The sequence below is a fragment of the Nostoc sp. JL34 genome (genome assembly GCF_017114945.1).
Lineage (GTDB): Bacteria > Cyanobacteriota > Cyanobacteriia > Cyanobacteriales > Nostocaceae > Nostoc.
In genome coordinates this window covers 103,553-128,117 of sequence record NZ_JABXKQ010000047.1, presented here as the reverse complement: position 1 = coordinate 128,117, position 24,565 = coordinate 103,553, and the positions used below count along the sequence as shown (strand labels likewise).

Annotated in this window: 22 protein-coding genes and 2 pseudogenes; 12 read left to right on the top strand and 12 right to left on the bottom strand. The window is 41.5% G+C overall.

Annotation, left to right across the window (positions count from 1 at the left end):
• Positions 1-421: pseudogene (locus HWQ44_RS10135) on the bottom strand (glutamate acetyltransferase); the annotation flags it as partial.
• Between the two features lie 312 nt (positions 422-733).
• Here HWQ44_RS10135 and HWQ44_RS10130 point away from each other — a divergent pair.
• A complete protein-coding gene (locus tag HWQ44_RS10130; protein WP_012412419.1) occupies positions 734-1,453 on the top strand; it encodes a Crp/Fnr family transcriptional regulator in 720 nt (239 codons plus the stop codon).
• Positions 1,454-1,531: 78 nt separating this feature from the next.
• Here HWQ44_RS10130 and HWQ44_RS10125 read toward each other — a convergent pair whose 3' ends face one another.
• The 5 genes from HWQ44_RS10125 to HWQ44_RS10105 form a co-directional block, all read right to left on the bottom strand.
• Positions 1,532-2,578, bottom strand: coding sequence for a PstS family phosphate ABC transporter substrate-binding protein (locus HWQ44_RS10125; RefSeq protein ID WP_292718121.1), 1,047 nt, complete (start codon positions 2,576-2,578; stop codon positions 1,532-1,534).
• Between the two features lie 288 nt (positions 2,579-2,866).
• Positions 2,867-4,264, bottom strand: a complete 1,398-nt coding sequence (locus HWQ44_RS10120; protein ID WP_292718119.1) for an ABC transporter substrate-binding protein — start codon at positions 4,262-4,264, stop codon at positions 2,867-2,869.
• A 162-nt stretch (positions 4,265-4,426) separates the two neighbouring features.
• Complete coding sequence (locus tag HWQ44_RS10115) at positions 4,427-5,476, bottom strand: phosphate ABC transporter substrate-binding protein (protein ID WP_292718117.1); 1,050 nt, start codon at positions 5,474-5,476, stop codon at positions 4,427-4,429.
• 26 nt (positions 5,477-5,502) lie between these two features.
• A complete protein-coding gene (locus HWQ44_RS10110; RefSeq protein WP_292718115.1) occupies positions 5,503-6,900 on the bottom strand; it encodes a serine/threonine-protein kinase in 1,398 nt (465 codons plus the stop codon).
• Between the two features lie 320 nt (positions 6,901-7,220).
• Complete coding sequence (locus HWQ44_RS10105; protein ID WP_292718113.1) at positions 7,221-8,234, bottom strand: LysR family transcriptional regulator; 1,014 nt, start codon at positions 8,232-8,234, stop codon at positions 7,221-7,223.
• Between the two features lie 212 nt (positions 8,235-8,446).
• Between HWQ44_RS10105 and HWQ44_RS10100 the strand changes: the two genes are divergently transcribed.
• The 5 genes from HWQ44_RS10100 to HWQ44_RS10080 all read left to right on the top strand — a co-directional run bounded on the left by HWQ44_RS10100 (position 8,447) and on the right by HWQ44_RS10080 (position 15,185).
• The gene (locus tag HWQ44_RS10100) at positions 8,447-9,163 is read left to right on the top strand and encodes an NnrU family protein (protein WP_292718111.1); all 717 of its coding nucleotides are present in this window, start codon (positions 8,447-8,449) and stop codon (positions 9,161-9,163) included.
• Positions 9,164-9,762: 599 nt separating this feature from the next.
• Entirely contained in the window at positions 9,763-10,149 is a 387-nt protein-coding gene (locus HWQ44_RS10095) for a thioredoxin family protein (protein ID WP_292718110.1), read from the top strand.
• A gap of 191 nt (positions 10,150-10,340) precedes the next feature.
• Positions 10,341-12,443 (top strand): NAD(P)H-quinone oxidoreductase subunit 5, encoded by a 2,103-nt coding sequence (locus HWQ44_RS10090; RefSeq protein ID WP_292718127.1) that lies wholly within the window; start codon positions 10,341-10,343, stop codon positions 12,441-12,443.
• 307 nt (positions 12,444-12,750) lie between these two features.
• Entirely contained in the window at positions 12,751-14,202 is a 1,452-nt protein-coding gene (locus HWQ44_RS10085) for an ATP-binding protein (RefSeq protein WP_292718108.1), read from the top strand.
• Entirely contained in the window at positions 14,199-15,185 is a 987-nt protein-coding gene (locus HWQ44_RS10080) for an O-methyltransferase (RefSeq protein ID WP_292718106.1), read from the top strand. Before HWQ44_RS10085 ends, HWQ44_RS10080 begins: the two co-directional genes overlap by 4 nt.
• A gap of 121 nt (positions 15,186-15,306) precedes the next feature.
• Here the strand turns inward: HWQ44_RS10080 and HWQ44_RS10075 are convergent, their stop codons facing one another.
• The gene (locus tag HWQ44_RS10075) at positions 15,307-15,537 is read right to left on the bottom strand and encodes a hypothetical protein (RefSeq protein WP_292718104.1); all 231 of its coding nucleotides are present in this window, start codon (positions 15,535-15,537) and stop codon (positions 15,307-15,309) included.
• A gap of 445 nt (positions 15,538-15,982) precedes the next feature.
• Between HWQ44_RS10075 and HWQ44_RS10070 the strand changes: the two genes are divergently transcribed.
• On the top strand, positions 15,983-17,560 hold the full coding sequence (locus HWQ44_RS10070) for an NAD(P)H-quinone oxidoreductase subunit 4 (RefSeq protein ID WP_292718102.1): 1,578 nt from the start codon (positions 15,983-15,985) through the stop codon (positions 17,558-17,560).
• Between the two features lie 87 nt (positions 17,561-17,647).
• Here the strand turns inward: HWQ44_RS10070 and HWQ44_RS10065 are convergent, their stop codons facing one another.
• The 3 genes from HWQ44_RS10065 to HWQ44_RS10055 form a co-directional block, all read right to left on the bottom strand.
• On the bottom strand, positions 17,648-18,109 hold the full coding sequence (locus HWQ44_RS10065; RefSeq protein WP_292718100.1) for a hypothetical protein: 462 nt from the start codon (positions 18,107-18,109) through the stop codon (positions 17,648-17,650).
• A gap of 251 nt (positions 18,110-18,360) precedes the next feature.
• Complete coding sequence (locus tag HWQ44_RS10060) at positions 18,361-19,149, bottom strand: DUF4351 domain-containing protein (RefSeq protein WP_292718098.1); 789 nt, start codon at positions 19,147-19,149, stop codon at positions 18,361-18,363.
• Positions 19,150-19,473: 324 nt separating this feature from the next.
• Entirely contained in the window at positions 19,474-20,181 is a 708-nt protein-coding gene (locus HWQ44_RS10055) for a cache domain-containing protein (RefSeq protein ID WP_292718096.1), read from the bottom strand.
• A gap of 466 nt (positions 20,182-20,647) precedes the next feature.
• Between HWQ44_RS10055 and HWQ44_RS10050 the strand changes: the two genes are divergently transcribed.
• The 4 genes and pseudogenes from HWQ44_RS10050 (at position 20,648) to HWQ44_RS10035 (ending at position 22,936) form a co-directional block, all read left to right on the top strand.
• Positions 20,648-21,370, top strand: a complete 723-nt coding sequence (locus tag HWQ44_RS10050; RefSeq protein ID WP_292718094.1) for a Uma2 family endonuclease — start codon at positions 20,648-20,650, stop codon at positions 21,368-21,370.
• A gap of 149 nt (positions 21,371-21,519) precedes the next feature.
• Positions 21,520-22,242: pseudogene (locus HWQ44_RS10045) on the top strand (hypothetical protein).
• A gap of 122 nt (positions 22,243-22,364) precedes the next feature.
• Positions 22,365-22,598, top strand: coding sequence for a DUF433 domain-containing protein (locus HWQ44_RS10040; RefSeq protein WP_292718092.1), 234 nt, complete (start codon positions 22,365-22,367; stop codon positions 22,596-22,598).
• Positions 22,595-22,936, top strand: a complete 342-nt coding sequence (locus HWQ44_RS10035; protein WP_292718090.1) for a DUF5615 family PIN-like protein — start codon at positions 22,595-22,597, stop codon at positions 22,934-22,936. Before HWQ44_RS10040 ends, HWQ44_RS10035 begins: the two co-directional genes overlap by 4 nt.
• Positions 22,937-23,007: 71 nt before the next feature.
• On the opposite strand, the gene HWQ44_RS10030 is transcribed toward HWQ44_RS10035, so the two are convergent.
• Both HWQ44_RS10030 and HWQ44_RS10025 read right to left on the bottom strand, forming a co-directional pair.
• Positions 23,008-23,241: a type II toxin-antitoxin system HicB family antitoxin gene (locus HWQ44_RS10030; RefSeq protein ID WP_292718088.1), complete on the bottom strand. Its 234-nt coding sequence runs from the start codon at positions 23,239-23,241 to the stop codon at positions 23,008-23,010.
• Positions 23,242-23,247: 6 nt separating this feature from the next.
• Positions 23,248-23,394 (bottom strand): hypothetical protein, encoded by a 147-nt coding sequence (locus HWQ44_RS10025; protein WP_292718086.1) that lies wholly within the window; start codon positions 23,392-23,394, stop codon positions 23,248-23,250.
• A 137-nt stretch (positions 23,395-23,531) separates the two neighbouring features.
• Here HWQ44_RS10025 and HWQ44_RS10020 point away from each other — a divergent pair, with 137 nt between their 5' ends.
• Complete coding sequence (locus HWQ44_RS10020; RefSeq protein ID WP_292718084.1) at positions 23,532-24,494, top strand: hypothetical protein; 963 nt, start codon at positions 23,532-23,534, stop codon at positions 24,492-24,494.
• Positions 24,495-24,565: the final 71 nt, after the last annotated feature.

Genomic DNA, 24,565 nt, shown 5'->3' with positions numbered 1-24,565 from the left:
CAGTCCCCAGTCCCCAGTCCCCAGTCCCCAGTCCCCAGTCCCCAGTCCCCAGTCCAGCCAAACTCCCAACTGCGAGACTTTGTAACCAAGTCGCTAAGGTTGAGTGAGTTAATTCAAAATGTATCCAACCAGGGGGAACTATTTGGATGCTAAAAACGTCGCCACAGATCCCTGATATATCTGAGGCGATCGTACTAGCAAGCTCCATAGCTTTTCGATTCTGAGATTTTGATAGTCGTAGGCACACACTTGAGGTGTATAAAACTCTATTATCATCTCTATCTTTATGCAGAGGGATTTTTTCATTTTTTATGCATTGATTTTCTGCTTTATAAGTATCAATGCTTAACGATTTTATTAAATAACCATACAATAGCTGTTTTATTGACGTATACTTGCTAACTGGTAATTTATAATGCACGTAATATTATTTAAATAATCATGTAAGATATATTTGTTACTTTTCTGTCATCTATCTTGCGGTATAAATTTAATTTAGATGAAGAAAAATGAGAAGAGGATAAAATTTGATGAATAATCGATGAATAGTAAGTAAACTTTACTACCATCATTGTACAGTAGGAAGTATAACAAAAGAGTAGAGAGTAATTTGCTTTCTATTCTTTGGATTGGCTGGCGCTGTTAGGCGTTAAGCCTGCCTCGCCAACACAAAGACACTCCTTGCACCCTTTTATTTACGTCTTTGTCTTCAGCCGAACGCTCTTTGTTACCTATGCAATCTCCATCCTCCTTTTCTGAGGCATCACGGCCTTTTTTGACTTGGCAACGCATTCTTGACTGGGCTCAAGAACACTACCGCTGCCGTACCTTTAGCAAAGATGAGCGCATTCCAGCCCGACCTGGATTGCTGTATTTGGTGCAAAGGGGTGCGATCCGCATGGTAGGAACCGCCCAAGTTAGTGCGACAGCTAGTCAGTTAACGTCTCGACGAATCAACAGAACCCCAGAAGAAGCGTTCTTGGGTTTTGTGGGAGCGGGACAGCCATTTGAAATTGTTGCCCAATCACCATTCACACTCCAGGCTTACGCCCATGTCGACCAAACTGCGGTGCTGTGGATGTACTGGCACGATTTAGACAATTGGCCTCACTTCCGTCGCGAAGTTATGGATGCCTTTAGGTATCAGCACCAGCGTAAGCTACTGTGGCTGAGTGCCTTGGGACAACGCCGCACAATTGACCGACTCTTAGGATTTCTCACATTGTTAATTGAGGAATATGGAGAGCCAGCAATGAGCGACACTGATCCTGATGTGATTCGCGGTTATTGTCTGCCTTTCCCCCTCACCCATGCCCAAATTGGTAGCGCGATTGGTTCTACTCGTGTCACCGTCACCCGCTTGATGGGTAAGCTGCGTCAACGTGGCTTAATCCTGACCCAAGGGGATAATCTCATTTGCTTGCCAGCAGAGTCGATTAATAGAGCTGGTTAAAGCGCAGTTCAGAGCGGCGATTTCCGCCACTCTGTCTGAGTGCGATGGGCTAGACCCCGCCGCAGGCGATCACAGGAGTCAGCGAATTTTGACAAACCCAGCTTGGGTAATCAGTTCCTGTCCCTGCTCAGTCAGCAGTAAGTTGGCGTAAGCGACACCTGCTTGCTGCTCAGTCTGACCATTCTGTTTGACCACCACAAACAGATTGCGGGTAATTGGGTATTTTCCTGATTGGAAAGCCTCAATGTTCAACTTGTTCCGTTTATCAGGACATTCAGACGGGAGGACAGAAGGTTCTTGGTATGGAGCAATGTATTGCCCTTGCGTCCGCCCCAACGGCAAGGCTTTGATTGAGCATTGAGGAATCACCTCTGGGGCAGAAGCGTAGTAGATACCAGCAGGACTACCAGCCAATTTTTGCAAGGCTTGGGTGGTTGTGGAGATAAATTCCACATTGGGGCTGAAAGCTTGACCACCCAAGATGTCTTGGGCAAAAAGTTCGACTGTACCGCCATCAGTAATGCGGCGAGAATAGGGCTTAATCGGGATATTGGGGCCGCCCACCTGGCTCCAATTATTGATTTTGCCTGTGTAAATTGACTTTAATTGTTTTAACGTTAGTCCAGGGATATTCAGGTTGGGATTAACTGCGACTGCTAAACCATCAATTGCCACAGGAATTTGTTTTAAACTGAATCCACGCTGCTGGGCACGGCTTAATTCCTGATCTAGAACTGGTCGGGAGGACTGGGCAAAGGCTAGTTGACCGTCTATTAACGACTGGATGCCAGTACCAGAACCAGGAGATGCATTACTGGGTTCTACATAGCGCAGCCGTAACTCTGGCCGCGCGGCTTGAATTGCTGAATCAACTACTAGGCGAATCGGTGCCCAAGATGTACTGCCACCGTAATTGAATAATCCTGTCGGAACATCCTTTACTGAAGAGAAAGTCCCGTTGCTAGATTTTCCTGATGCAGCTTGAGGCGTGTTGGTGCTACCAGAATTAATTGTATTTAGCTCCAGACCAGACTTTCTGCTGAACCACCAAAAACCGCCACCTATTAGCCCAACCGTAATCAGAATTGATAGTACAAGAATAGGTATTTCATTTTTTTGGGACATAGCAAATTACTTCCGCGTCCATTCAATATAAGTGCTTGATAAGTGCTTGCTACTTGAGATTGTATTTGGAGGACGGGTATTTTGTTAGCAAATTCTGACTTCTGATTACTTTAAAAGCCAAGTATAATAAATTTCACCTGAATTATTCGTCTCTCGTCTCAAGGTTTGAGTGCTTGTGAGAATAAGTTGCGAGTTGACACTAATATTTTTCCCCATAAAGCTCAATTTCCCATCTTGAGGGTTTTTCCAGGTTAAGTATTGGTTAATTTTTAAATTTTTTCATGCTGATTAACGCACTGGTTCAAAATCATAACCAGTGCGGGAGCGGGAACCAGGAACAATTTTTACAAGTTGAACTGGCGCATTGCGATCGCCTGATGGTAAAAATCGAATTGTCCCAGAAGCGCCGCTGGTAGAAAAATCAGAGGAGGTTAGTGCTTGTTGGACTCCCGATCGCGTGGGGTTGCGTTCTAATGCTGCAATTAGAGCTACAGTGGCATCATAGCTGAGGGCGCTTCGCCAACTCACATCACCGCCCCATAACTGCCGCGATTTCTGAGGAAAATCTGACTTCGGATCGCCATCAATATGCCAGGGAACTGCCACTACCATCCCCGCGGCTTGATCTCTACCAATTTCTAAAGTTTTTACGGTGTAAACATCATCTCCCCCCAGCAGAGTTAAGCGTTTCTGGTTAATTTGAATTACTTGTAGCGCTTTATCCAGAGTTGCAGTGTTAGCAGCTAACATCAACACTTCTGCACCTTGCTTGGTTGCTTGTTCTACGCTTTTAGCCGCACTAAAATCTGCCTTGGATAGGTCAAATTCACTGGATACCTGTCCACCCTCTAGAGAAACAGATGAAACAAACTCCGACTTTAAAGACTGGCTATAGTTACTTTGAGAATTAAAGTAAACCACTGCATTTTTTTTCTGCAAAGTTTTCACCATATAGTTAGCTAAACTTCTCGCAGCCATAAAATCGCTGGGAACTGTGCGAAAAACGTAGCGGCTAAAGTTAGAAATTTTTACAGATGTGCTGGTAGGAGAAATTGCTACAAGTTGCCCAGAAGTATAGATAGTACCTGCGGCTAAGGTGGAATCACTAGTATTCGGCCCAACTACACCTAGTACTTCGGAATTGCTGACTAGGCTGGAAGCTATTTGCTTGGCTATTTCTGGATTGTCGTCATCGTTAGCTATCCCTACTCTCAACGGTACTCCCTTAACTCCTCCAGAGCTATTAACTTGATTTTGGGCTTGGGCTATGCCCCGTAAAATTTCTAAAGAAACATTGGGGTCAGTGCCAAATGGTACAGAAGCCACAATGGTGTAGCTTTTGGAAGAACCGATGCGGGCATTGTTAAGGAAAATTAATGCTTCTGGATCGTTACGGTTGAGTTTTAGGGCAGCTGTAAACTTAGCGATCGCTTTATCATAACTTTTAGCAGCGATCGCCTGTACTCCTTCTTTTTTCACTGGAGAAATATCACCCGAAGTAAAAGATTTTTCCCCAAAACTCATGCGGTCTTGTAAGGATGGATTGCTGCCTGGTTCCTGATTTGGAATGATGCTATTACCAATTTTGACCCCATTGCTAGTAAACCACCAAAAACCACCGCCAACTATTCCAACTGTCAGCAGCAGGGCCAAAGCTAAAATTGTGGTTTCATTTTTTTGTGACATGAAAAAATTTTAATAAAGTAAAAATGTTTATTATTTGTAGAACTTACGGATTCAGATAAAAAACTTACCACTTCCGAAGTAGAGAATATGGAAAAATCAGAGCTTGAGAGAGTTTTTGCGTAAGTACTAACTTGATTATTTGGCTAAATGTAACCATTTTGATCATTTAATTCTGACAAATCCAGCTTTTTCGATCAGTTCTTGACCTTGAGATGTCAACAGCCAATTTGCATAAGCTTCGCCAGCTTGCTGATCGGTTTGACCGTTCTGTTTAACGATTACAAATAAATTGCGGGTAATTGCATAGTTTCCACTACGAAACGCTTTACTATTCAACTGATTACGTTTACTGGGACATTCAGATTGAGGTATAAATGGTTCCTGGTAGGGAGGCACAAATTGACCGATTATCCGCCCTAGTGGTAGGGATTTAATCGTACATTGGGGTACGACTTCCGGGGCAGAAGCATAGTAAATTCCGCCAGTATTGGCTGCTACTTTTCGGACTGCTTCTGTGGTTGTGCCAACATAATTAACGTTGGGACTAAAGTTCTCTTTATTTAAAACATTTTCGATAAAGAATTCCACTGTACCCCCAGCTTCTTTGCTGCGAGAGTAGACTGTAATTGGTAAATTTGGCCCACCCACCTGTTGCCAATTAGTAATTTTGCCCGTGTAGATGTCTTTGAGTTGGGCGACAGTTAAACCAGGGATATTGAGATTGTGGTTAACTGCGATCGCAATACCATCAATCGCCACCGGAATTTCTTTCAAACCAAATTCTTTTTGTTTGGCTTCAGTATTTTCTTCAGCTTTGACTGAGCGAGAAGATTGAGAAAAAGCTAGTTGATTATCTATCAACATCCGAATCCCAGTTCCAGATCCTGCTTGACCTGAAGGAGGTTGAGTATAGCGTAAAGTGAATTGAGGGCACAGGCTTTCTAGTACGGAGTCTACGTCTTTACGGATGGGTGCCCAGGTTGTACTACCACCATAGTTGAATGTTCCCTCTGGGAGATTTGGCACATTACATCTATTGTTGTTGACAAACTGGTTTATGGGATTACCTGTGTTGCTACTCCCCGAAGTTTTCGGAACAGTTCCGTTTAATTGCGCCCACCTTTCCATAAGAAACCATAGACCGCCAAAGATTAAACCAATAGTGATGACAATGGCTAAAAAAAGACTAAGTGTTTCGTTTTTCTGAGACATAGGTGGCTGTTAGCACCAGGAGTTTTTTAAAGTAAGAGAGATAATAATTTATAAATAAGTCGAAATACGGCTGTCAGTGAAATAGCTACTAAGCCTGCTGCAACTGCTAAAGTAACCACTGACAGAATGTCAAGACCTCCCCGTAAAAAGGGGAGAAAAAAAATAATCGCAAAAGTAATTGTGGGAATAATTAATAAATCGAACTTTTCAATCCACCGCCTAGTTTGGGCAAAAATTAGTATACCTAAAATTAGGGCGGAAGTAGTTAAAGTAATTATTGGTGATTTTACTAGACTGAAGAGGGCGATCGCGATTAATGCACCCTCAAATCCACTAAATGCCGCCCCACCCAATAATTCCAATGTCGAAAACGCTGGTTGAGTTGGTGGACGGCGGGGGACGACAGGATTGGAACTGTTTGGTTGTGGCGGGAGTGTTACAGAAGGTGAATTAAGTTGTGTAGGCGCTAGAGCCTGTGAGTTAAGTGCGCGTAGAACCTCCTGGGCTGACTGGAAGCGCTGATTAGCCGCAGGTAGCAACATCTTGTCTAAAATGTCAGCAAGCCGAGAGTTGACACTGACTTGAGTTCGCCATTTCCACTGGTTACTATAAGCATCAAATAGTTGAATTGCTTCCTGGTTTGTTAACAAGGTAATCAGAGTGACAGCTAAAGCGTATAAGTCTGTAGATGGAAATACTTGCCCCCCAGCCATCTGCTCAGGTGGTGCAAATCCCATAGAATAAATTCCTGTGGAAGAAGCCGCAGAACCAGGTGCAACATTTGTTACTTGCTTGACTGCGCCAAAATCGAGTAAGAAAAGTTTACCATCACGACGACGCATGATATTTGAAGGTTTGATGTCTCTGTGGATAATGCCTCTGTCATGGACAAACTCTAGTATCCTCAGGATTGCTTGCAATACCTCTAACACTTTCTGTTCAGAAAATTTGCCCTGTTGAACTAATTCTTCCTCTAGATTTTGCCCATCAATGTATTCTTGCACCAAGTAAAAAAATTGGTCTTGCAGTCCTGATTGCAAGCTATTAACTATCACTGGAAAGAAGGCAAACAAATCAGGAATTTGCTCGTGGTCGTTACCAAGCTGTGCTAAAACCTCTGCCTCTCTCTCAAACATTAACTGCGCTTGTTGCAGTTGAGTTAAGGTTAAATTTCCCACTGGTTGAAACTGCTTAACCACGCATTGACGCATTCCTGGTATTCGGCGATCGCGTGCCAAAAAGGCTGCTCCAAACCCGCCCCTTCCCAGCAATTTCGTTGGCACATATCGACCATCTAGCATCAGTGGCATACCACAAGTAGTGCAATACTTTTGCTGGGTTGTTTTCAGGGTCGTAATATCATCTAAATCAGCAAAATAGTTTTGTGGGCGTGGGCAATGTGGACGAGTGCAGTAAACTTCCATTTTCGTGATTAGTCATTAGTCAAAATAATTCGTAATTGATAAAACTCGCTTTATCTCCGAGACACTACGCGAATGGCGATAGCAAACTACGTAATTCGTAATTAGTTCAGGTTACATAGAAACTAAATTTATCAATGAAGAACAGGAAACTTTTTTCCTGAAGTCAAACCCCTAGCTTGCCTACAGCACCCGGCACGAACAGCGATGGGTTAATAATTACGAATTACGTTAGCGACAGAGGAGCGTGATTACGAATTATTTGGTCATTGGTCATTTACAAAAAAACAAAGTCCAAATGACAAAGGACTAATAACCTGATTTTAGTCTTCGCCGGATGAGGTGGGTGTTGCTACCTCTAATGTAGTTAACACCATGTTTTTTTGTGATAATTTTAACACATCTTGATTCCATCCTGGGTTAGCGAACTGGGGCAAAATTTCTTGACTAAAGGCTTCTGCGGCCTTGGATCTATAGCGATTGGGATTAAAAATCAGCCACAGTGTCCGTTTGACGACGACGCCTTCAATGGGAGTCCGGTGCAGAACACCCATTTGTAACTCTTTGGCGATCGCACTTGTTGAAACAAAGGCAGCCCCTAAACCAGATTGCACAGCATTTTTAATCGCTTCAATGGAATTCAATTCCATTTCAACTTTAAAACGTCTGGTATCAATTTCACAGCGTCCTAGCACTTGGTCAATTACTTTGCGGATAGTTGATTGGGAATCTAGGGCAATGAATTGTAATTTATATAGGTCTTCTTTTTGGATTTTTTCAAGTTTGGCAAAGGGATGAAAAACAGGTAAGATCAGCGCTAGTTCGTCTTCAGCGTAAGAAATAACTTCTAAAGATTCTGACAGTTCACCAGGAATTTCACCGCCGATAATCGCCAGATCAACTTGTCCGTTAGCGACACTCCAAGCAGTCCTCCGAGTAGAGTGGACGTGTAATTGCACTGCCACATCTGGATATTTTTGGCGGAACATACCGATCATTCTGGGCAAAAGATAAGTGCCGGTGGTTTGAGAAGCACCGACAATTAAAGTACCGCCTTGGAGATTTTGTAAATCCTCGATGGCGCGGCAAGTTTCTTGACACAGACTGAGGATTTTTTCACCGTAGCTTAAGAGTAGATGCCCTGCTTCAGTTAATTGGGCGCGTCGTCCTCCACGATCGAATAAGGGGACATCGAGCTGCCGTTCAAGATTTTGAACTTGCAAGCTCACAGCAGGCTGGGAGACGTAAAGACTATCAGCGGCACGCTTGAAGCTTCCTTCTTGGGCGATCGCTTTTAAAATCCGTAACTGATCTAAAGTGAAAGGAAGGTCAGACATAAGGCTCAACCCACAAACATTGAAAGGAGCGGATGCACACAACAAATCAGGTTTGACAGCAATCAGCCGCGCATGATTTGTTGCATATTAAACTTGAAGACTTGACTCGAAAAAGACAGTGGCACAACATCTTGACTAAAGTCCCCTTTTGAATACTTTGTGGTATTGGTTGTACTGAATTCAGTTTTCTTTAAATTACTTCACCCGTTTATATGCTGCTGATTTCTTGGTTGACACCCAGTCATTTTGTCATACTGGGGTTACAAATAGTTTTTGCGATCGCTCACAGTGGAGGCGCTGCTTTGCGTCCAAGGGCCGAAAAATACATTGGCCCAAGGCTTTATCGCATTCTCTTTGCATTAGTCAGCCTACCGTTGGCTGTGATATTAATTATTTACTTTTTTGGGCACCGTTATGATGGTTTGCAAATTTGGCAGGTACAAGGGGTGCCAGGAGTGCGAGAATTTGTTTGGCTGCTGTCAGCAATCTCGTTTTTGTTTTTATATCCTGCTACCTTCAATCTACTAGAAATTGCTGCTATTCAAAAGCCCCAAGTTCATCTCTACGAAACAGGAATTATTCGGATTACCCGTCATCCGCAGATGGTAGGACAAATAATTTGGTGTGTTGCCCATACTCTCTGGCTGGGAACTACCTTTACCCTTGTGACTTCCATTGGATTGGTGTTGCATCACTTGTTTGGGGTTTGGCATGGGGATCGCCGCTTGAGCGATCGCTATGGGGAAGCTTTTGAAATTGCCAAACAGCGGACTTCAATTATTCCCTTTAAAGCAATTATTGACGGGCGTCAATCTCTCAAATGGCAGGAATTTTTCCGTCCTTCTTATTTGGGAGTTACCATTTTTATAGCTTTGCTTTGGTGGTCGCACCCTCTGTTACTGGAAGCAACTAGTAGGATAGTATGGTAACTTTAGGCTGATCCCCAATGTCAGCAGAAAATCCGAAATAAATGGAAATTTCAGCTTATCAATTGCCCTAAATCAATGTAGGATAAATTCAAACATCTATCAGTGGGGGTGCGTTCAGTCAGCTTGAGATTTTATATTGGTAATCGTTGGTCAGTTGCCTTTCCTTGGGAGAAAGTGGCAGGTTTAGTCAAATCCCCAGGCGGACACGGCAATCAGGAGTTTAACATCTAAAAAAGCCAACGAAACTTCTCCGGTGGCTTTTTTTGTCAGAGACACATTAGCTCGCTCAATTTTTCCCTAATTATTCTGTGTCCTGAAAGCATCTATCGGCAGTTACTGACTTGCCAATCCTTCACTGAAGTAGTGCTGAGTCCTGAATTCTGAGTCCTGAGTAAAAGCAAGCAACTTAGTCTTCATTATTTGGCAATTAATTCCAAGCCCCTGCTTTACTCTAAAAGAAAAACAAACGAGTTCCTCATTACAATCCCCTAACTTTAGTTATGGACTTCTACTCAGCACTCAAAAATCGGAACTCAGCACTACTCAATTCAGTGCTGATAGCTAGTTTGATATAAAAACCTTATAATCCAAGAGGCGTCATGGTGTTGTCGGTTAGTGAGCGGACATTTACTCAAGAAGTTTTAGAATCTCCTATTCCTGTTTTAGTTAATTTTGAAGCACCTTGGTGTGGCTTGTGTCGGATTATCCACCCACTGTTGTTGCAATTCCAAGCCCAATGTGGGGAAGAAATTAAATTAGTTGGGGTTAACGCCGATCAAAATTTTAAATTGTCAACTACTTATAGGCTAAAGTCACTACCCACTTTACTATTGATTGAAAATGGCACTATCCGCCATCGCTTGGAATGCTTTCGCGGCAGGGAAGATTTACGTCTAGCTTTAGAAGAGATTAAGGCCAGCTACAGCAATTATCCCAAAATCTACAAAAGTTCAAAAACAGTGGACTTAGAGTATCGGTCAGCCTGATGGATATTGGGTGTGGGGCATGGGGCATTGGACTAATGACCAATGACCAATGACAGATGACCAAATCTAAAACCATGCTTAATACCCCACCCAATCAGTCTTGGGTGGGTTATTTTATGCTAAAGGGTGTGTGTCACAATTATTAACAGTTTCGACACGCTAATCAAGAATTCTAAAAGTAGGCGTCAGTGATGGAAGTAATCTATCAGTATGCCTGGCTGATTCCAGTGTTCCCGCTTCTTGGGGCAATGCTGGTCGGTCTAGGGTTAATCTCGTTGAATCAGGTGACAAACCGCCTACGGCAGCTTAACGCTGTGGTGATTATCTCCATGATGGCAGCAGCTATGGCGCTGTCGTTTGCCTTGTTGTGGAGTCAAATTCAAGGACACGCGCCTTATATTCGCACCTTTGAGTGGGCGGCAGCAGGTAATTTTCACCTGAGCATGGGCTACACTATCGACCACCTGACAGCCCTAATGCTGGTGATTGTCACAACAGTAGCCTGCTTAGTCATGCTTTACACCGATGGCTACATGGCTCACGATCCCGGCTACGTGAGGTTTTACGCCTATCTCAGTTTGTTTGGCTCTTCAATGTTAGGTCTGGTGGTCAGCCCCAACCTAGTACAGATTTATATATTCTGGGAACTGGTCGGGATGTGTTCTTACTTGCTGGTCGGCTTTTGGTACGATCGCAAGTCAGCAGCCGATGCGGCGCAAAAAGCCTTTGTAACCAACCGCGTCGGCGACTTTGGTTTGTTGCTCGGCATTTTGGGGCTATTTTGGGCAACAGGAAGCTTTGATTTTAATATCATGGGCGATCGCCTCGCCCAACTAGTAGAATCAGGTTCTATCAGCAATTTTCTCGCTGTCCTGTTTGCGATTTTAGTTTTCTTAGGGCCAGTTGCGAAATCAGCCCAATTCCCCCTCCATGTCTGGCTACCAGACGCAATGGAAGGCCCCACCCCCATTTCTGCCTTGATTCACGCGGCAACAATGGTGGCAGCGGGTGTTTTCCTGATTGCCCGGATGTACCCAGTATTTGAAGACGTTCCAGCCGCAATGAATGTCATTGCCTTTACTGGGGCGTTTACGGCATTTTTGGGGGCAACCATTGCCATTACCCAAAACGACATCAAAAAGGGCTTGGCTTACTCCACCATTTCCCAACTCGGTTACATGGTGATGGCAATGGGAATAGGTTCCTACAGTGCTGGACTATTCCATCTAATGACCCACGCCTATTTCAAGGCGATGCTGTTCTTGGGTTCAGGTTCAGTAATTCATGGTATGGAAGGTGTCGTTGGACATGACCCTGCCTTAGCTCAAGATATGCGATTGATGGGCGGACTGCGAAAGTATATGCCTGTCACGTCAATTACCTTTTTGATTGGTTGCTTGGCAATTTCTGGTATTCCACCCTTTGCTGGTTTCTGGTCAAAAGATGAAATTCTAGGGAAGGCTTTTGAGGCTAATCCACTCCTCTGGTTCATCGGCTGGCTAACTGCCGGTATTACTGCTTTCTATATGTTTAGAATGTATTTCTCGACATTTGAAGGCAAATTCCGGGGTACTGACGATAAAATCAAGCAAAAACTTAAGAAGGCGGCGGCGACAATTGTCCTGGAATTAGAGTCAGAAGAACTAGCGCCGAATTTTGGGCCTGGGGCGATGAAGAAAGGAGAATTGGCTGTCACTGGTGAGCATCATGATTCCCATGACTCCCACGGGCATCACAGCGACTCCCCCCACGAATCGCCGTGGACAATGACGCTGCCGTTGGCACTGTTGGCTGTGCCTTCGATTTTAATTGGTTTGGTGGGAACTCCTTACGCCAATTATTTTGAAGAGTTTATCTTTCCTCCTAGCGAAACCCTCTCCGAAGTTATAGAAAAGGCTGCCGAGTTCAATCCGACGGAATTCTACATTATGGCGGGTGCCTCAGTGGGAATTTCCTTGGTTGCGATTACCTTAGCCTCGCTGATGTATTTGCAAGGGAAAATTGACCCGGCTGCGATCGCTGCTAAAATCAAACCACTTTATGAGTTATCCCTCAACAAGTGGTATTTTGATGACATTTACCATCGGGTTTTTGTCCTCGGCTTGCGTCGCCTAGCTAGACAAGTTATGGAAGTTGACTTCCGCGTTGTCGATGGTGCTGTTAACCTCACAGGCTTTTTCACCCTTGTTAGCGGTGAAGGTCTGAAGTACCTAGAAAACGGTCGCGCTCAATTCTATGCCTTGATTGTATTTGGGGCGGTTTTGGGCTTAGTGATTGTCTTTGGTGTTACCTGATTTTCATAGGGGTGGGCGGCTGTCCGCCCCTACATTATTTTTTATGGTAGTTAGTTATCCTGTGACTACAAATTTAATAGATGAAATTAAGGATATAGAAATACGATTTGAATTTTGAAAATATACTGAAACTGAAAGCCTTATCCAGTATCTAGTCACACTTTTATTTTAAAATTTTTTAATAATCAAACCGGATTCCTATAGATGTAGATGCCAAAAAAACTAGATGGTTAAAAGCATACTACCAAGATCAAGGAGACTATCTGGCTACTTTAATAGACATACTAGGCATAAATCAGGATTCAAAATGGTTTCAGATCATGAGGTAAAGCCACCAGATCAAGTAAATGCATCACCTACCAAAAACTTTTTCGTAGAGATGCTTACTCGTGATATTGATCTAGAAGATTCAATTCTTGATCTTCTAGATAATTGTGTTGATGGAATACAACGCATTATTCAAGATAGCCCAAGTTCAGATAAGCCATATCAAAATTTTTGGGCAAGAATAACATTTTCAAGTGAAGTATTTAAAATTGAGGATAACTGTGGAGGTATCCCCCTAGAAGCTCAACACTATGCTTTTAGAATGGGAAGACCGACAGATATCATCAATGCTAACACTTACACTATTGGTACTTATGGTATTGGTATGAAAAGAGCTATCTTCAAGATGGGACGCTCAAGTAGAATAATATCTAAAACCGAAAATGACTCCTTCAAAGTTACAATTAATCCCGAATGGCTAACCTCTGATAGTTGGGAATTACCCATTGAAAGAATACAACATTCTCTACCTGAAAATGGTACAGCAATTGAAGTAACACATCTACGTGATGGAATTGCCACACAATTTTCGTCGCCACAATCACCTCTTCTTAACTCCCTTGTAGGAAAAATCTCCCATCACTATAGCTATATTATTAACAAAGGCTTTACTGTCTTTGTTAATGGGGTGAAAGTCCCCCTAATATCTCTAAATCTTCTCTGGGATGGTGTTGAGAAAATAAACAGTAAAAATGCTGCCATTGCTCCATATCTTTATGAAGCTCAGAAAGATGATGTGGAAATCAGGCTGGCAGTCGGTTTTTACAGATCAATAGCTAGCGAAGATGAAGTAAATGATGAGACAGAGGGTATCAGACGAAGTAGTGATACAGCAGGTTGGACTATTATTTGTAACGATCGCGTAGTATTATACTGTGACAAAACACGTTTAACTGGCTGGGGTGAAGCAACAGTTCCTAGTTATCACCCTCAATTTATTGCTATTTCAGGTGTCATACACTTTCGTAGCAAAGATGCAAGAAGTCTTCCTATTACAACTACAAAGAGAGGTATAGATGCTGCTTCTGATATCTATTTATATGTGAAGGATTTCATGCGGGAAGGACTGAAAATTTTTACTTCCTATACCAACAAGTGGAAGAAAAATATTCCTGAAGAAAAAGAAATAGTAAGTAAAGCTAAGACTGACGATCCAAATGTTATATTTGATACGATACCTGAAGATGTTTGGAAACCAGTAAATAAAAAAACAGCCGAAACCAAATCCTTTTCTAATCAAAGAAAGTTTACTCCTAACCTACCCGTGCCAGAGACTCAAAATACTTCAACTAGAAGAAAGAATATAAGCTTTTCAAGACCTTCAAAAGAAATTGAGATAGTTGCTGAACATTTATTTGAAGACTTGGATCGTGACCCCTCAGAGGTTGGTAATGAGTGCTTTGAAAGAATTCTAAGAGAAGCTAAACAATGAGTGGTACATCTATTCCTTATCACCTACGACAAAATAAAGCAATTGATAGATATGCATTCATGGAACTTCTCTCAAAAGTTGACAAGTTCTGTGACATTTCTGAGTACAGTTATATAGGTTTCGGTGGTCATTCACTGGAAGATTTTAAGTATGTCCACTCTTATTTTAGAATTTCCAATATGATTTCAATAGAGGAGGATGAAGAGGTCTATAAGCGACAGAAATTTAACCAGCCGCATAATTGTATTGACTGTTTGTTGAAACCTAGCAGTGATTTTATAAATGATTTTCAAAGAACTAATGGAACTATTATTTGGTTAGATTATACGAAACCATCCGGTCTAAGGAATCAAATCGAAGAATTTCAAGCTATTATTAATAAACTTCTCCCATCTGATATTATAAAAATTACATTAAATGCTCATGCTGCTTCCTATCTACCAGCACAGTCAGGAGCTAGATCAGATGAAATACAAAAACTAAGACTAGAAGAGTTAAGGAGAAGATTAGGAGATATTTTCCCCTCTGCTGAAGTGACCACAGATATGATGACACAAAAGAGGTTTCCAGAAGTATTATGTCTAGTTCTCAAATTTGCTGCTAATCTAGCAACCCAGGGAAGATATGATGTTTATTTTCAACCAATAAGTTCCTTCTCATATTCTGATGGACAAGAAATATTAACTGTTACAGGTATCATTTTAGAGAAAGAACAAGAAATCAGTTTTTTTGATAAAACTAATATAAAACAATGGAAACTTAGCAACACCAATTGGGGAAACCCACAAAGGATAGATGTACCTAACCTAACGGTTAAGGAACGGTTGTACATTGATGCTCTTCTGCCTAATTCAGAAGCGGAAGCCATTCAAGAAAATTTAGGATTTTTATTTGATAAAAACGATAAATTATCACTTGAAATGTTGAAAACGTATGTGATGTTTTATCGACAATCTCCATTCTTCTCAAGAATACTTATTTGATAAACAATTTGGTTATTTAATACCTGTTACGCTGAACTTTTAGCTGAACTTTTAATTAAGTATAAGAACTTGGCTCTAAAATCAAAACTAGAAGCCCAAAAACAAGAAAGAGTTGCAGACTTCATAACTTTTCATAGTTCATTGGTTTTGCAAGTCCTTCTGCAATCTCTCTTTTAGCAGATTGGGCAGATGCAATCAGTTGTTGTTGAGTTTTGTTAAATGATTTATTCCATTTCAATTCATCTTGCAAATCTTCCAGGTACTCTCGGAGATGTTCTGCAACTCTTTCTTGCACATCTTCAGATAAAGATTCCATCATCTTAATTACAGTAGCGATCGCTAGAGATGACATAATCGAATTTCCCTTATCAACTTTCCCTGTCTATTTTACTAAAAAACTCAATCAAATCGCTTACTGTAGTCCCAAAGCTCTAAAGCTGGGAATGCGATTATCATTATGGTTAGTTCTCGTGTCATCCTTTTTTTGCACTAAATCGCTTTTTTCAACAACCACCAAATAGCATATTGTATTTTTAGCGATGGGTTGGACTATGCGATCGCACATTCCTTAAATTCTAGTTTAGCGGCTTTATTTAGGGTAAATTTTTGACTTCAATACCAGTATTTAGACTGATATTCTGCATTCCCTCAAGTAAAAATAGACTCCTCGTATACAAAATAGGGGATTGCCAATTTAATTAAATCAACCTAACAATGAAGGAAAAATTGCTAAAAAGCTGTTAGTTAATAACTAGTGACTTTTTGCCAAACATGATTTTGATAGCAGATTGATTGTGATGAATATAGCTAATTTCCCCTGGCTGACGACGATTATTCTGTTTCCGATAGCGGCGTCGCTACTTCTTCCCATCATCCCTGACAAAGAAGGCAAAACAGTGCGCTGGTACTCCCTCGTCGTAGGGCTGATAGATTTTGCACTAATTGTTTACGCTTTTTATACTGGGTATGATTTCTCCAATCCAGATTTGCAGTTGGTGGAAAGTTACCCCTGGGTACCACAACTGGGTTTGAATTGGTCAGTAGGGGCTGATGGCTTGTCCATGCCCCTAATTATTTTGACTGGATTCATTACCACGCTGGCGATTTTAGCAGCTTGGCCTGTCACCTTCAAGCCCAAGCTATTTTTCTTCTTGATTTTGGCGATGTATGGCGGTCAGATTGCCGTGTTCGCTGTCCAGGATATGTTGTTATTTTTCCTGGTGTGGGAACTGGAACTAGTACCGATATACTTTCTGCTGTCGATTTGGGGAGGCAAAAGGCGGCAGTATGCGGCGACTAAATTCATTTTATACACCGCCGGCGGTTCGCTGTTTATTTTGCTGTCTGCCCTGACAATGGGATTTTACGGCGATACGGTGACATTCGACATGCGAGCGATCGCCTTAAAAGATTTTGCCCTGAATTTCCAACTTGCCCTCTATGCTGGCTTCCTGATTGCCTACGCCGTCAAGTTGCCGATTATTCCCTTGCACACCTGGCTACCTGATGCCCACGGTGAAGCTACAGCCCCCGTACACATGTTATTAGCAGGCATTCTCCTGAAAATGGGCGGTTACGCCTTAGTTCGGATGAATGCTCAAATGCTGCCTGATGCCCACGCTTATTTTGCACCAGTGTTGGTAGTTTTGGGGGTAGTTAATATCATCTACGCTGCTTTGACATCCTTTGCCCAGCGAAACCTGAAGCGAAAAATTGCCTACTCCTCAATTTCTCACATGGGCTTTGTGATGATTGGTATCGCCTCCTTCACCGATTTGGGATTGAGTGGGGCAGTATTGCAAATGGTTTCCCACGGGTTAATTGGGGCGAGTTTGTTCTTCCTTGTTGGGGCAACTTACGATCGCACCCACACCCTAATGTTGGATGAAATGGGCGGTGTCGCTAAGAGAATGCCGAAGATTTTCGCCATGTTCACCACCTGTTCAATGGCTTCTTTGGCATTGCCAGGGATGAGCGGTTTCGTGGCAGAATTGATGGTATTTGTGGGCTTTGCTACTAGCGATGCTTATAGCTCTACCTTCAAAGTGCTCGTGGTGTTCTTGATGGCAGTGGGAGTGATTTTAACTCCGATTTATCTGCTGTCGATGTTGCGAGAAATTTTCTACGGTAAAGAGAACGAGGAATTAGTTTCTCACCAAGCTTTGATAGATGCGGAACCCCGTGAAGTATTTATCATTGCTTGTTTGTTAATTCCAATTATTGGTATTGGTTTCTATCCCAAATTGCTGACTCAAATGTACGACGCTACAACTGTACAATTGACGGCAAGATTGCGTGATTCCGTGCCGACATTAGCACAGCAACAAGACGACGCACTAAAGGTTTCTTTGAGTGCGCCGGAAATTGGTAATTAAGTTGCGATCACTAGTTTAGTTGAAATATTTATTGCTTTGAGGGCGGGTTTTCTACCTGCCCTTTTTTATGTACATTACTTAGATAGTTTAAATATTCAAAATTCTTCTATTTTTTTCTAATGCCAAGAAGGTTTCCTCACCTTTGTAGAGAATATTAATTTGTCCTCCAAACACATCATCAATAGCCAAAAACTTCTTACCCTCTATTTTTTCAAATTCGCAACCCACTATGATTCTAGAAATATTTCCAATATCAATATAATTAGCCGTACTTATCTGTTCAACACCCGTTAATCGGATGAAAAGATAGGGTTCACCGACGGTAATGCTTTTTTTGATTTCATCAGGTAACCAAACAGAATCCCAGTCAATAGCTAAAGTTATGGCTTGTTCATATCCAATGTTATAGAAAATACCTATCCAATAAGAATCATGTAATGTATATTGTTCATTAAAATCTCCAAAACTCATATTTTTGCCTGACTGCCAAGGTAAGCAATTATTAATTATGTCTTGAGAAAGCCAACTTGGGTAATAATTTTCTATCAAATTAAACAGCTCTATTTTTTAAGCTTTTTTGGAGGGATTTGCAAGATGAACTTGGCTAATCAAAATATATAGCAATCCTAAATGATTCATTAAACTTTTCTATTTGTTATCTTCGGGGTTAAGGTTAAAACTCTTTGTCCAAGTCAACCTCTGATTTAGTAAACTAGAAAAACTCATCGAACTAAGTCCAAAAAATCCTGTATGGGGTAAGTGAGTAGATGTATTTTTTACAGGTTTCATAAAAATAGATTTTAAGCTGATTGATTTGTTTGCAACCAGTTAAGTAAATCTTCCATAGCAGTAAAATCTAACAAAGCTTCGCCAAGGGTTTCTAATTGATTTAAAGAAAGAGATTGGATGCGTTTTTGTAATTCTGGTGATAATTCTCCCACTCGTCTTTGTAGTAATTTTAAAATAAGCCGTTGTTCACCTTCTTGTTTTCCGCGCTCGTAGCCGATGCGCTCACCTGTAGTTACATATCTCATAGTCCGCTCCTGCTCAAATTGTTTAAACTCTTCCCAAAACTGATTTTCTAATGCCTTTGGTAATATCATAACCCAATCGATAAATCGATATAGATTACGAATATCCTGCTCTTCTAAGCCCAAATCATATAGTCTGCGAATTAAGCTAAATTTCCATATTTTGCGTTGTTCGGGTGATGAGCGTGTCTGCTGCGTTTTCAAATGCGCCATGACGACAGTTGCAAATGGATTATCACTATTTTCTAACTCGTGAAAGCGATTTTCGTAATCTAAAAGTTTAACACTACCAAATTCAAAATTTAAGCGAGTATTGGGATAATTGTAACTGTAATTGCTTGGTCGCCATTCACGGTTTGGATCACAGAGAATTGCAAGGCTAATCGCTGGTCGATCGATCTGTAACAATTCCCGAACTTCAACTACTACTGTACTCAAAATCGTATTTAGATCCAGCGAGTTGCGAATTTGACTAGATAGACGAGTTTTAAGAATTTTTTCTCGCTCAACTAGCTTTCGCAATTCAAGTTCAGATTGCCTTAACTCTAGCTGGGCCATATTACGATTGACACTAGCTCTTGCTAGTAGCTAAGAACCAATGCCAGTTAATCCTACTAAGCCAGCATATAGCAGTAGCAATTGACTCAAAAATCGGTTTGATTTGGTTGTCAGCGTTTCTGGTGATACCCATGAAACAATCTTCCAGTGATAGGATTTAGGATCAATTTGATTTTGGCTTGGTGCAAAAGCCTGTTCTGCTCCGGTACTAGATTTTTGCCCTTCGACAAGTGGGTAGACTGTAGTAAAAGTGAATATTCCTTCAGCAGTTTGGAATTGTCCCGATTCTTTTTGAGAAATCTGCTGCCATGCCTGGGGAAAAGCTTAGCCAAAAGTGCGGTTTTTGCGATTGGGAAACATAAATCCCCATTCATCCTCAGGCTTCGCCCCTTTTAACCAGTAGCCATCGGCATTCAGTAACATTCCCTGGCTAGAGGCGTTAGCGAAAGCTTGATTAAAATTGTCCAGCAGTTTTGTGCCGAAATAATTTAACACTACAATGCCTCGTTTCTCTCCACGGCGATCAAAAACGGGAGTGCCAAAGCGGATCATTGGCTTCAAAGGTTGTTCAACCTGACCTCGTTCGATATTGAGGTCAAGGGGAGAGACAAATACTTGTCCTTGGTTTAACCGCAAGGTGTCATTAAACCAGTAGCGCTTGGCTTGAACTTGCAGTTTTTCTTCGGGGACAATCGCAGGTTCACCCTTGTTAAAGTTGACTCTGACAACTTCCTTACCCGATCGATCCAAAAAGCGAATTTGGTCGTAAAGTTTTTTATATCCAGAAAATAATAAAAGTTCTTGGGAAAGTGCCTGTTGTTGTCCATTTACTCCCTCTAAAACTCTTTGTAGCTCGTTTTGTTTAGAGATAACCATCAAATCTGAGACAACCGAGTGAAAGTCTCCGCTGATGACTTTAGTTTCTAAATCTACCTTACGGAGTTCATTTGTTTTGAGCAGAACTTGCTCGGTTTGTACCTGTTGGTAATAGATAGTCCCAATAACAACCCCAACTAACGCTGATAATGGCAAAAAAACCGTTAGAAAGTGTCTGATTAAAATTCGTGAATGGATCTGTGGTGACATATCTGATACTTAGGTACAACTCAAAGAGCGGGCTGAAAATTAGCTAATTTCCAGCTGCGCCACGTTTTCTGAGTCAAGGTTGAGAAAAGACTTTTTCTCCTGGTAGGTATAGGTAATCAGCCCAGCTACCAAATTCACCATGAAATTGAATACTCTGCGACTTCTGGAATGTTCTAGTTGAACAATGTTCCGCCCTTTTTTGCTATTGTCAGTTAGACACTCTGAGAATCAGTACCGAAAAAGCACGAATCTGATGTAAAGATTTTACACTTATGAGTATTTTGATACTGAGAAGAAAGATACAAGGCGATGTCTACGCCTACGCTAAAAATGCTTCTTTATTCTTGCGCTGCGATCGCACATCAATAGATTACGTACAATCTATCTAGAATCAGATTTGGCAAAACCGCTCATGTTAAACTACAATCCACTCCATTGTTTGCCATCTTCCGAAGAACTACCCGACTCAGATGATACTGCTGTGGATAATGAACTCCAAAATTTAATTCCCGGCTTGCTGAAAACGACATTGGCTTTGGTTTGGTGCGATCGCTGGGATTGGTTTTTTGGTGTTGATATGGGTATTTATTATCACCCTGACAAACCAGCTATTGTCCCTGATGGATTTCTCAGTTTAGGAGTTAAACGCTTCGTTGATGAGGATTTACGCCTAAGTTATGTGCTGTGGGAAGAAAAGCAACTGCCAATTTTAGCGCTAGAAGTTGTTTCTCAAATATATCGAGAAGAATATAGCATCAAGAAAGAATTTTATGCCAAAGATTTAGGAATTTTGTACTACGTTGTATATAGTCCTCTGCGGCGTAAAAAGTCGCCTTTGGAAGTGTATCGCTTAGTCGATGGGGAATATATCTTAATGTCAGGAAATCCCGTTTGGCTACCAGAAATTGGTTTAGGAATTGGGCGAGAACGAGGAATTTATCAAGGTATAGTACGGGAGTGGCTGTACTGGTATGACGAAGAAGGGCAAAGATTGCTAACACCAGAAGAACGCATTAGGGAAGCGGAAGAACGCACAGCTTTTGAAGAACAGCGACGGGTGGAAGCAGAGCAAAAAGTGAAAATGTTAATTGAAAGATTAAATGCGTTAGGTGTCGATCCAGAAACTTTGTTATAGATTCACCAGATTTTCTAATTTTTGCTGTCTTAATGTTAATTAGCTTCCTGGTTAGGGAATTATATCTATAAAGTAACTCATAGCTTGACGGTAAAAATCTTCATGACTGGTTGCTCAATAAATATATTTACCAAAACCTTCATCAAAAAATGGAAGTTAAATTAGGATTTGGAGCAGTCCCAAAACCTCAATATGTCTTTGTCAGTAAAGAATCCGATCACTGCTGGTATATGCTTGCTGAAGATGAAAAACGCATCCCAATATATGATAGAGCTTTGACTGGGGTAATTACAGAGATAGAAGTTAATAAAAAGGTTGAAACTAAATTCGGGCCAGTTGAAAAGAACGATTTATATATTTTGGCAGACAAACCTTATATTATCCGTTCAGGTAGCGACTCCTTATTTTCCAAAAGTTTATTGTTATCTTTAGATGCCCTTACTTATAAAGAATTGTGTAATCCACTAACGATAGCCGTTAGCCCTGGAGAGAGTAATGTAGTTTTTTGCAAAATTTATGATCCAATAACTTATCGTTCTGTAGGTGTTAGTTGGGATGGACATAAGGAATTAGATTGGCAAGCTTTAGGACAAAGACTAAGTTTAAAAATTAATAAGATTCATAATTTTAATCAAGATAAAAATAAATCTCAATCAGAAGCAAGTGACAATATAAAAACGGTTGAACCTCGTGATGTTTTTATAGCTCAAACTGACACATATTTAGCTCAATTAAATTGGACTCCAGAGCAGGGAAGGGAGTATTTGCAGCAAAAATATGGCAAGCGCTCGCGCTCATAACTCACTGATACAGAAATTCTGGACTTCATTGATTACCTGAAGCTACAACTAACCCAAAACTGCCCAACTTAGCTGCTGTTGGGTTAGTGTGCGATAACTGCGATTCCCCTATTGCTACACTGAGATGCTAGGCTGAAATAATTGCGATCGCAGAATTAGAGTTAAATAAAAGTACCCGATATTAAAATACTTGCATGAACTCAAGGGTTGATTTCTTGACTCGCATTACTCAAACTCCTGGTCAGTGTGGTGGTCGTCCTTGTATTCGAGGCATGAGGATTCGTGTTAGTGACATTTTAGAAATGTTGGCTGAGAATGTCAGTGTTTCTGAGATTTTAGAGGATTTTCCCGATCTCGAACTCGAAGATATCCAAGCCTGTCTATTGTTTGCAGCACGGCGAACAGACTTTCCTCGATTGACAGCATGAAAATTTTGATTGATGCTCAGTTGCCTCCTACATTAGCACTTTGGCTGACTGAGACTTTTGACGTAGAGGCTACTGCCCTACGAGAGCTTGGATTACGAGATGCTAAAGATGTGGAAATTTTTGAGTCAGCACGAGTCGCTAAGGCGGTAATCATGACCAAAGATAGCGATTTTGTTGACTTGGCCTGTCGTTTAGGAATACCACCTCAAATTCTTTGGCTGACTTGTGGTAATGTCACAAATCGCAATTTGCAGCGACTACTTGCCATCGCTTTACCTGATGCAATAGAACGACTGCGGCAAGGAGAAGCAATTGTAGAAATTAGCAGTAGTTCATAAGTAAATTGCTCAACTCATACCAGTGGTACTGGGAAAATCAACTGTGACTACATCACCAGGATTAAATGTTACTAAACTGTCTCTTCACTTTCAGGGAAAATTGAAGCTGCGTAATGTAACGAGAATGATGCTAAATCAAGCTGATCTTCGCGTTGGCTAGCAACTTCTAAGCAGACTTGAATCGCATCTTGCAGCATTTCTAATAGATGTTCGTAGCTGTCTCCCCAAGTGTGACATCCTGCTAGGGCAGGTACAGAACCACAACATACACCGTCTTCTTGCCAGATAACTGCTTTAATTTTCATTACCAATCATCTCCACAAGATTGCGACTAATATTCTAGCGTCAAGCCGAGTGCGTAGGCGTAGCCCGTCGTAGACATCGCTTGTCCATTGCATTGAGGTGTTAGCCTCCCTGTGATCGCACTCAACACGAAAAAGATTGACAACTGCATTCATCGCAGTATCAAATTTATACCTTCTGAATGTTTATTAGTTAGTATCTCAGGGAATTATAAGTATAAGGTGATGCCTTGTTTTAATGTTAAACCCGTAGACAAGTACTAACCAAATACTAATCACATCAGGAGTATTTCATGATTCCACTGATTTTGGGTGCTATTGCTTTAGGAACTGCTGCTTTCGGAGCAGTAAAAGGTGCTGAAGGTTTTGGGAATATGAATGAAGCGAAGGAAATTGGTGAACGTGCCCAAAACCGTCACTCCTATGCAGTCAGTGAGTTGAAAGCAGACTGGGAGGCGACTAACGAGCTTGCAGAAGAGTATGGTCAACTTCAGCTTGATGTGATGATGACTACAGTTGGGCGCTTTCTTGACTTTATTGAACGAAATATTGGTAAATCAAAACAAAGCGAGAAGGAGTTTTTAGAAGGGCTGGAAGGAATTTCAGTTCAGCAGATTAAGGAGTACAAAGCTGCCGCATTAGAAGCTGAACAGTTTTTCAACGGTGGCACTAAGGCGATTGGGGCAGCAGCAGCAGGATATGGTGGTGCAATGAGTCTTGCTACCTCTGTAGGAGTAGCCAGTACTGGGACACTTATAGGAGGACTTAGCGGTGCAGCAGCCTGGAATGCAACTCTCGCATGGTTGGGCGGTGGCTCATTAGCTGCTGGCGGTGGAGGTATGGCTCTTGGTTCTCTTGTGTTAGGTGGTATTACCGTTGGCCCCGCTGTTCTTATTGGAGGCTTTGTGCTTGCTGGTGAAGGCGAAAAAGCATTGACAAAGGCATGGGAGTACAACGCTGAAGTCAACACTGCAATCGTTAAAATTGAAGCAGCAAAAGACTTTATGCAACAAGTAAAACGGCGGATTACTGAGTTACAAGGTGTATTTGAATGTCTGAATAAATCTGCTATTTTAGGTCTTCAAGAACTTGAATCTTTACCATCATTCGACAAAAACAGGGACGCTAGTAAGTTTCAAAAAGTCGCACTTTTTGTTAAAGCACTTGCAGAAATCATGAAAACTCCTGTTTTAGATAGTGAAGGGCAGTTGAATCCTGTTACTGCGAATATACAAGCCAAATATCGTACTTTGTGAGGTAATTAGGAATGTCGACAAAAAAGTTACCACAGTAGTCAAGGAATTTATCAATCCTGCCGAATGCTTAC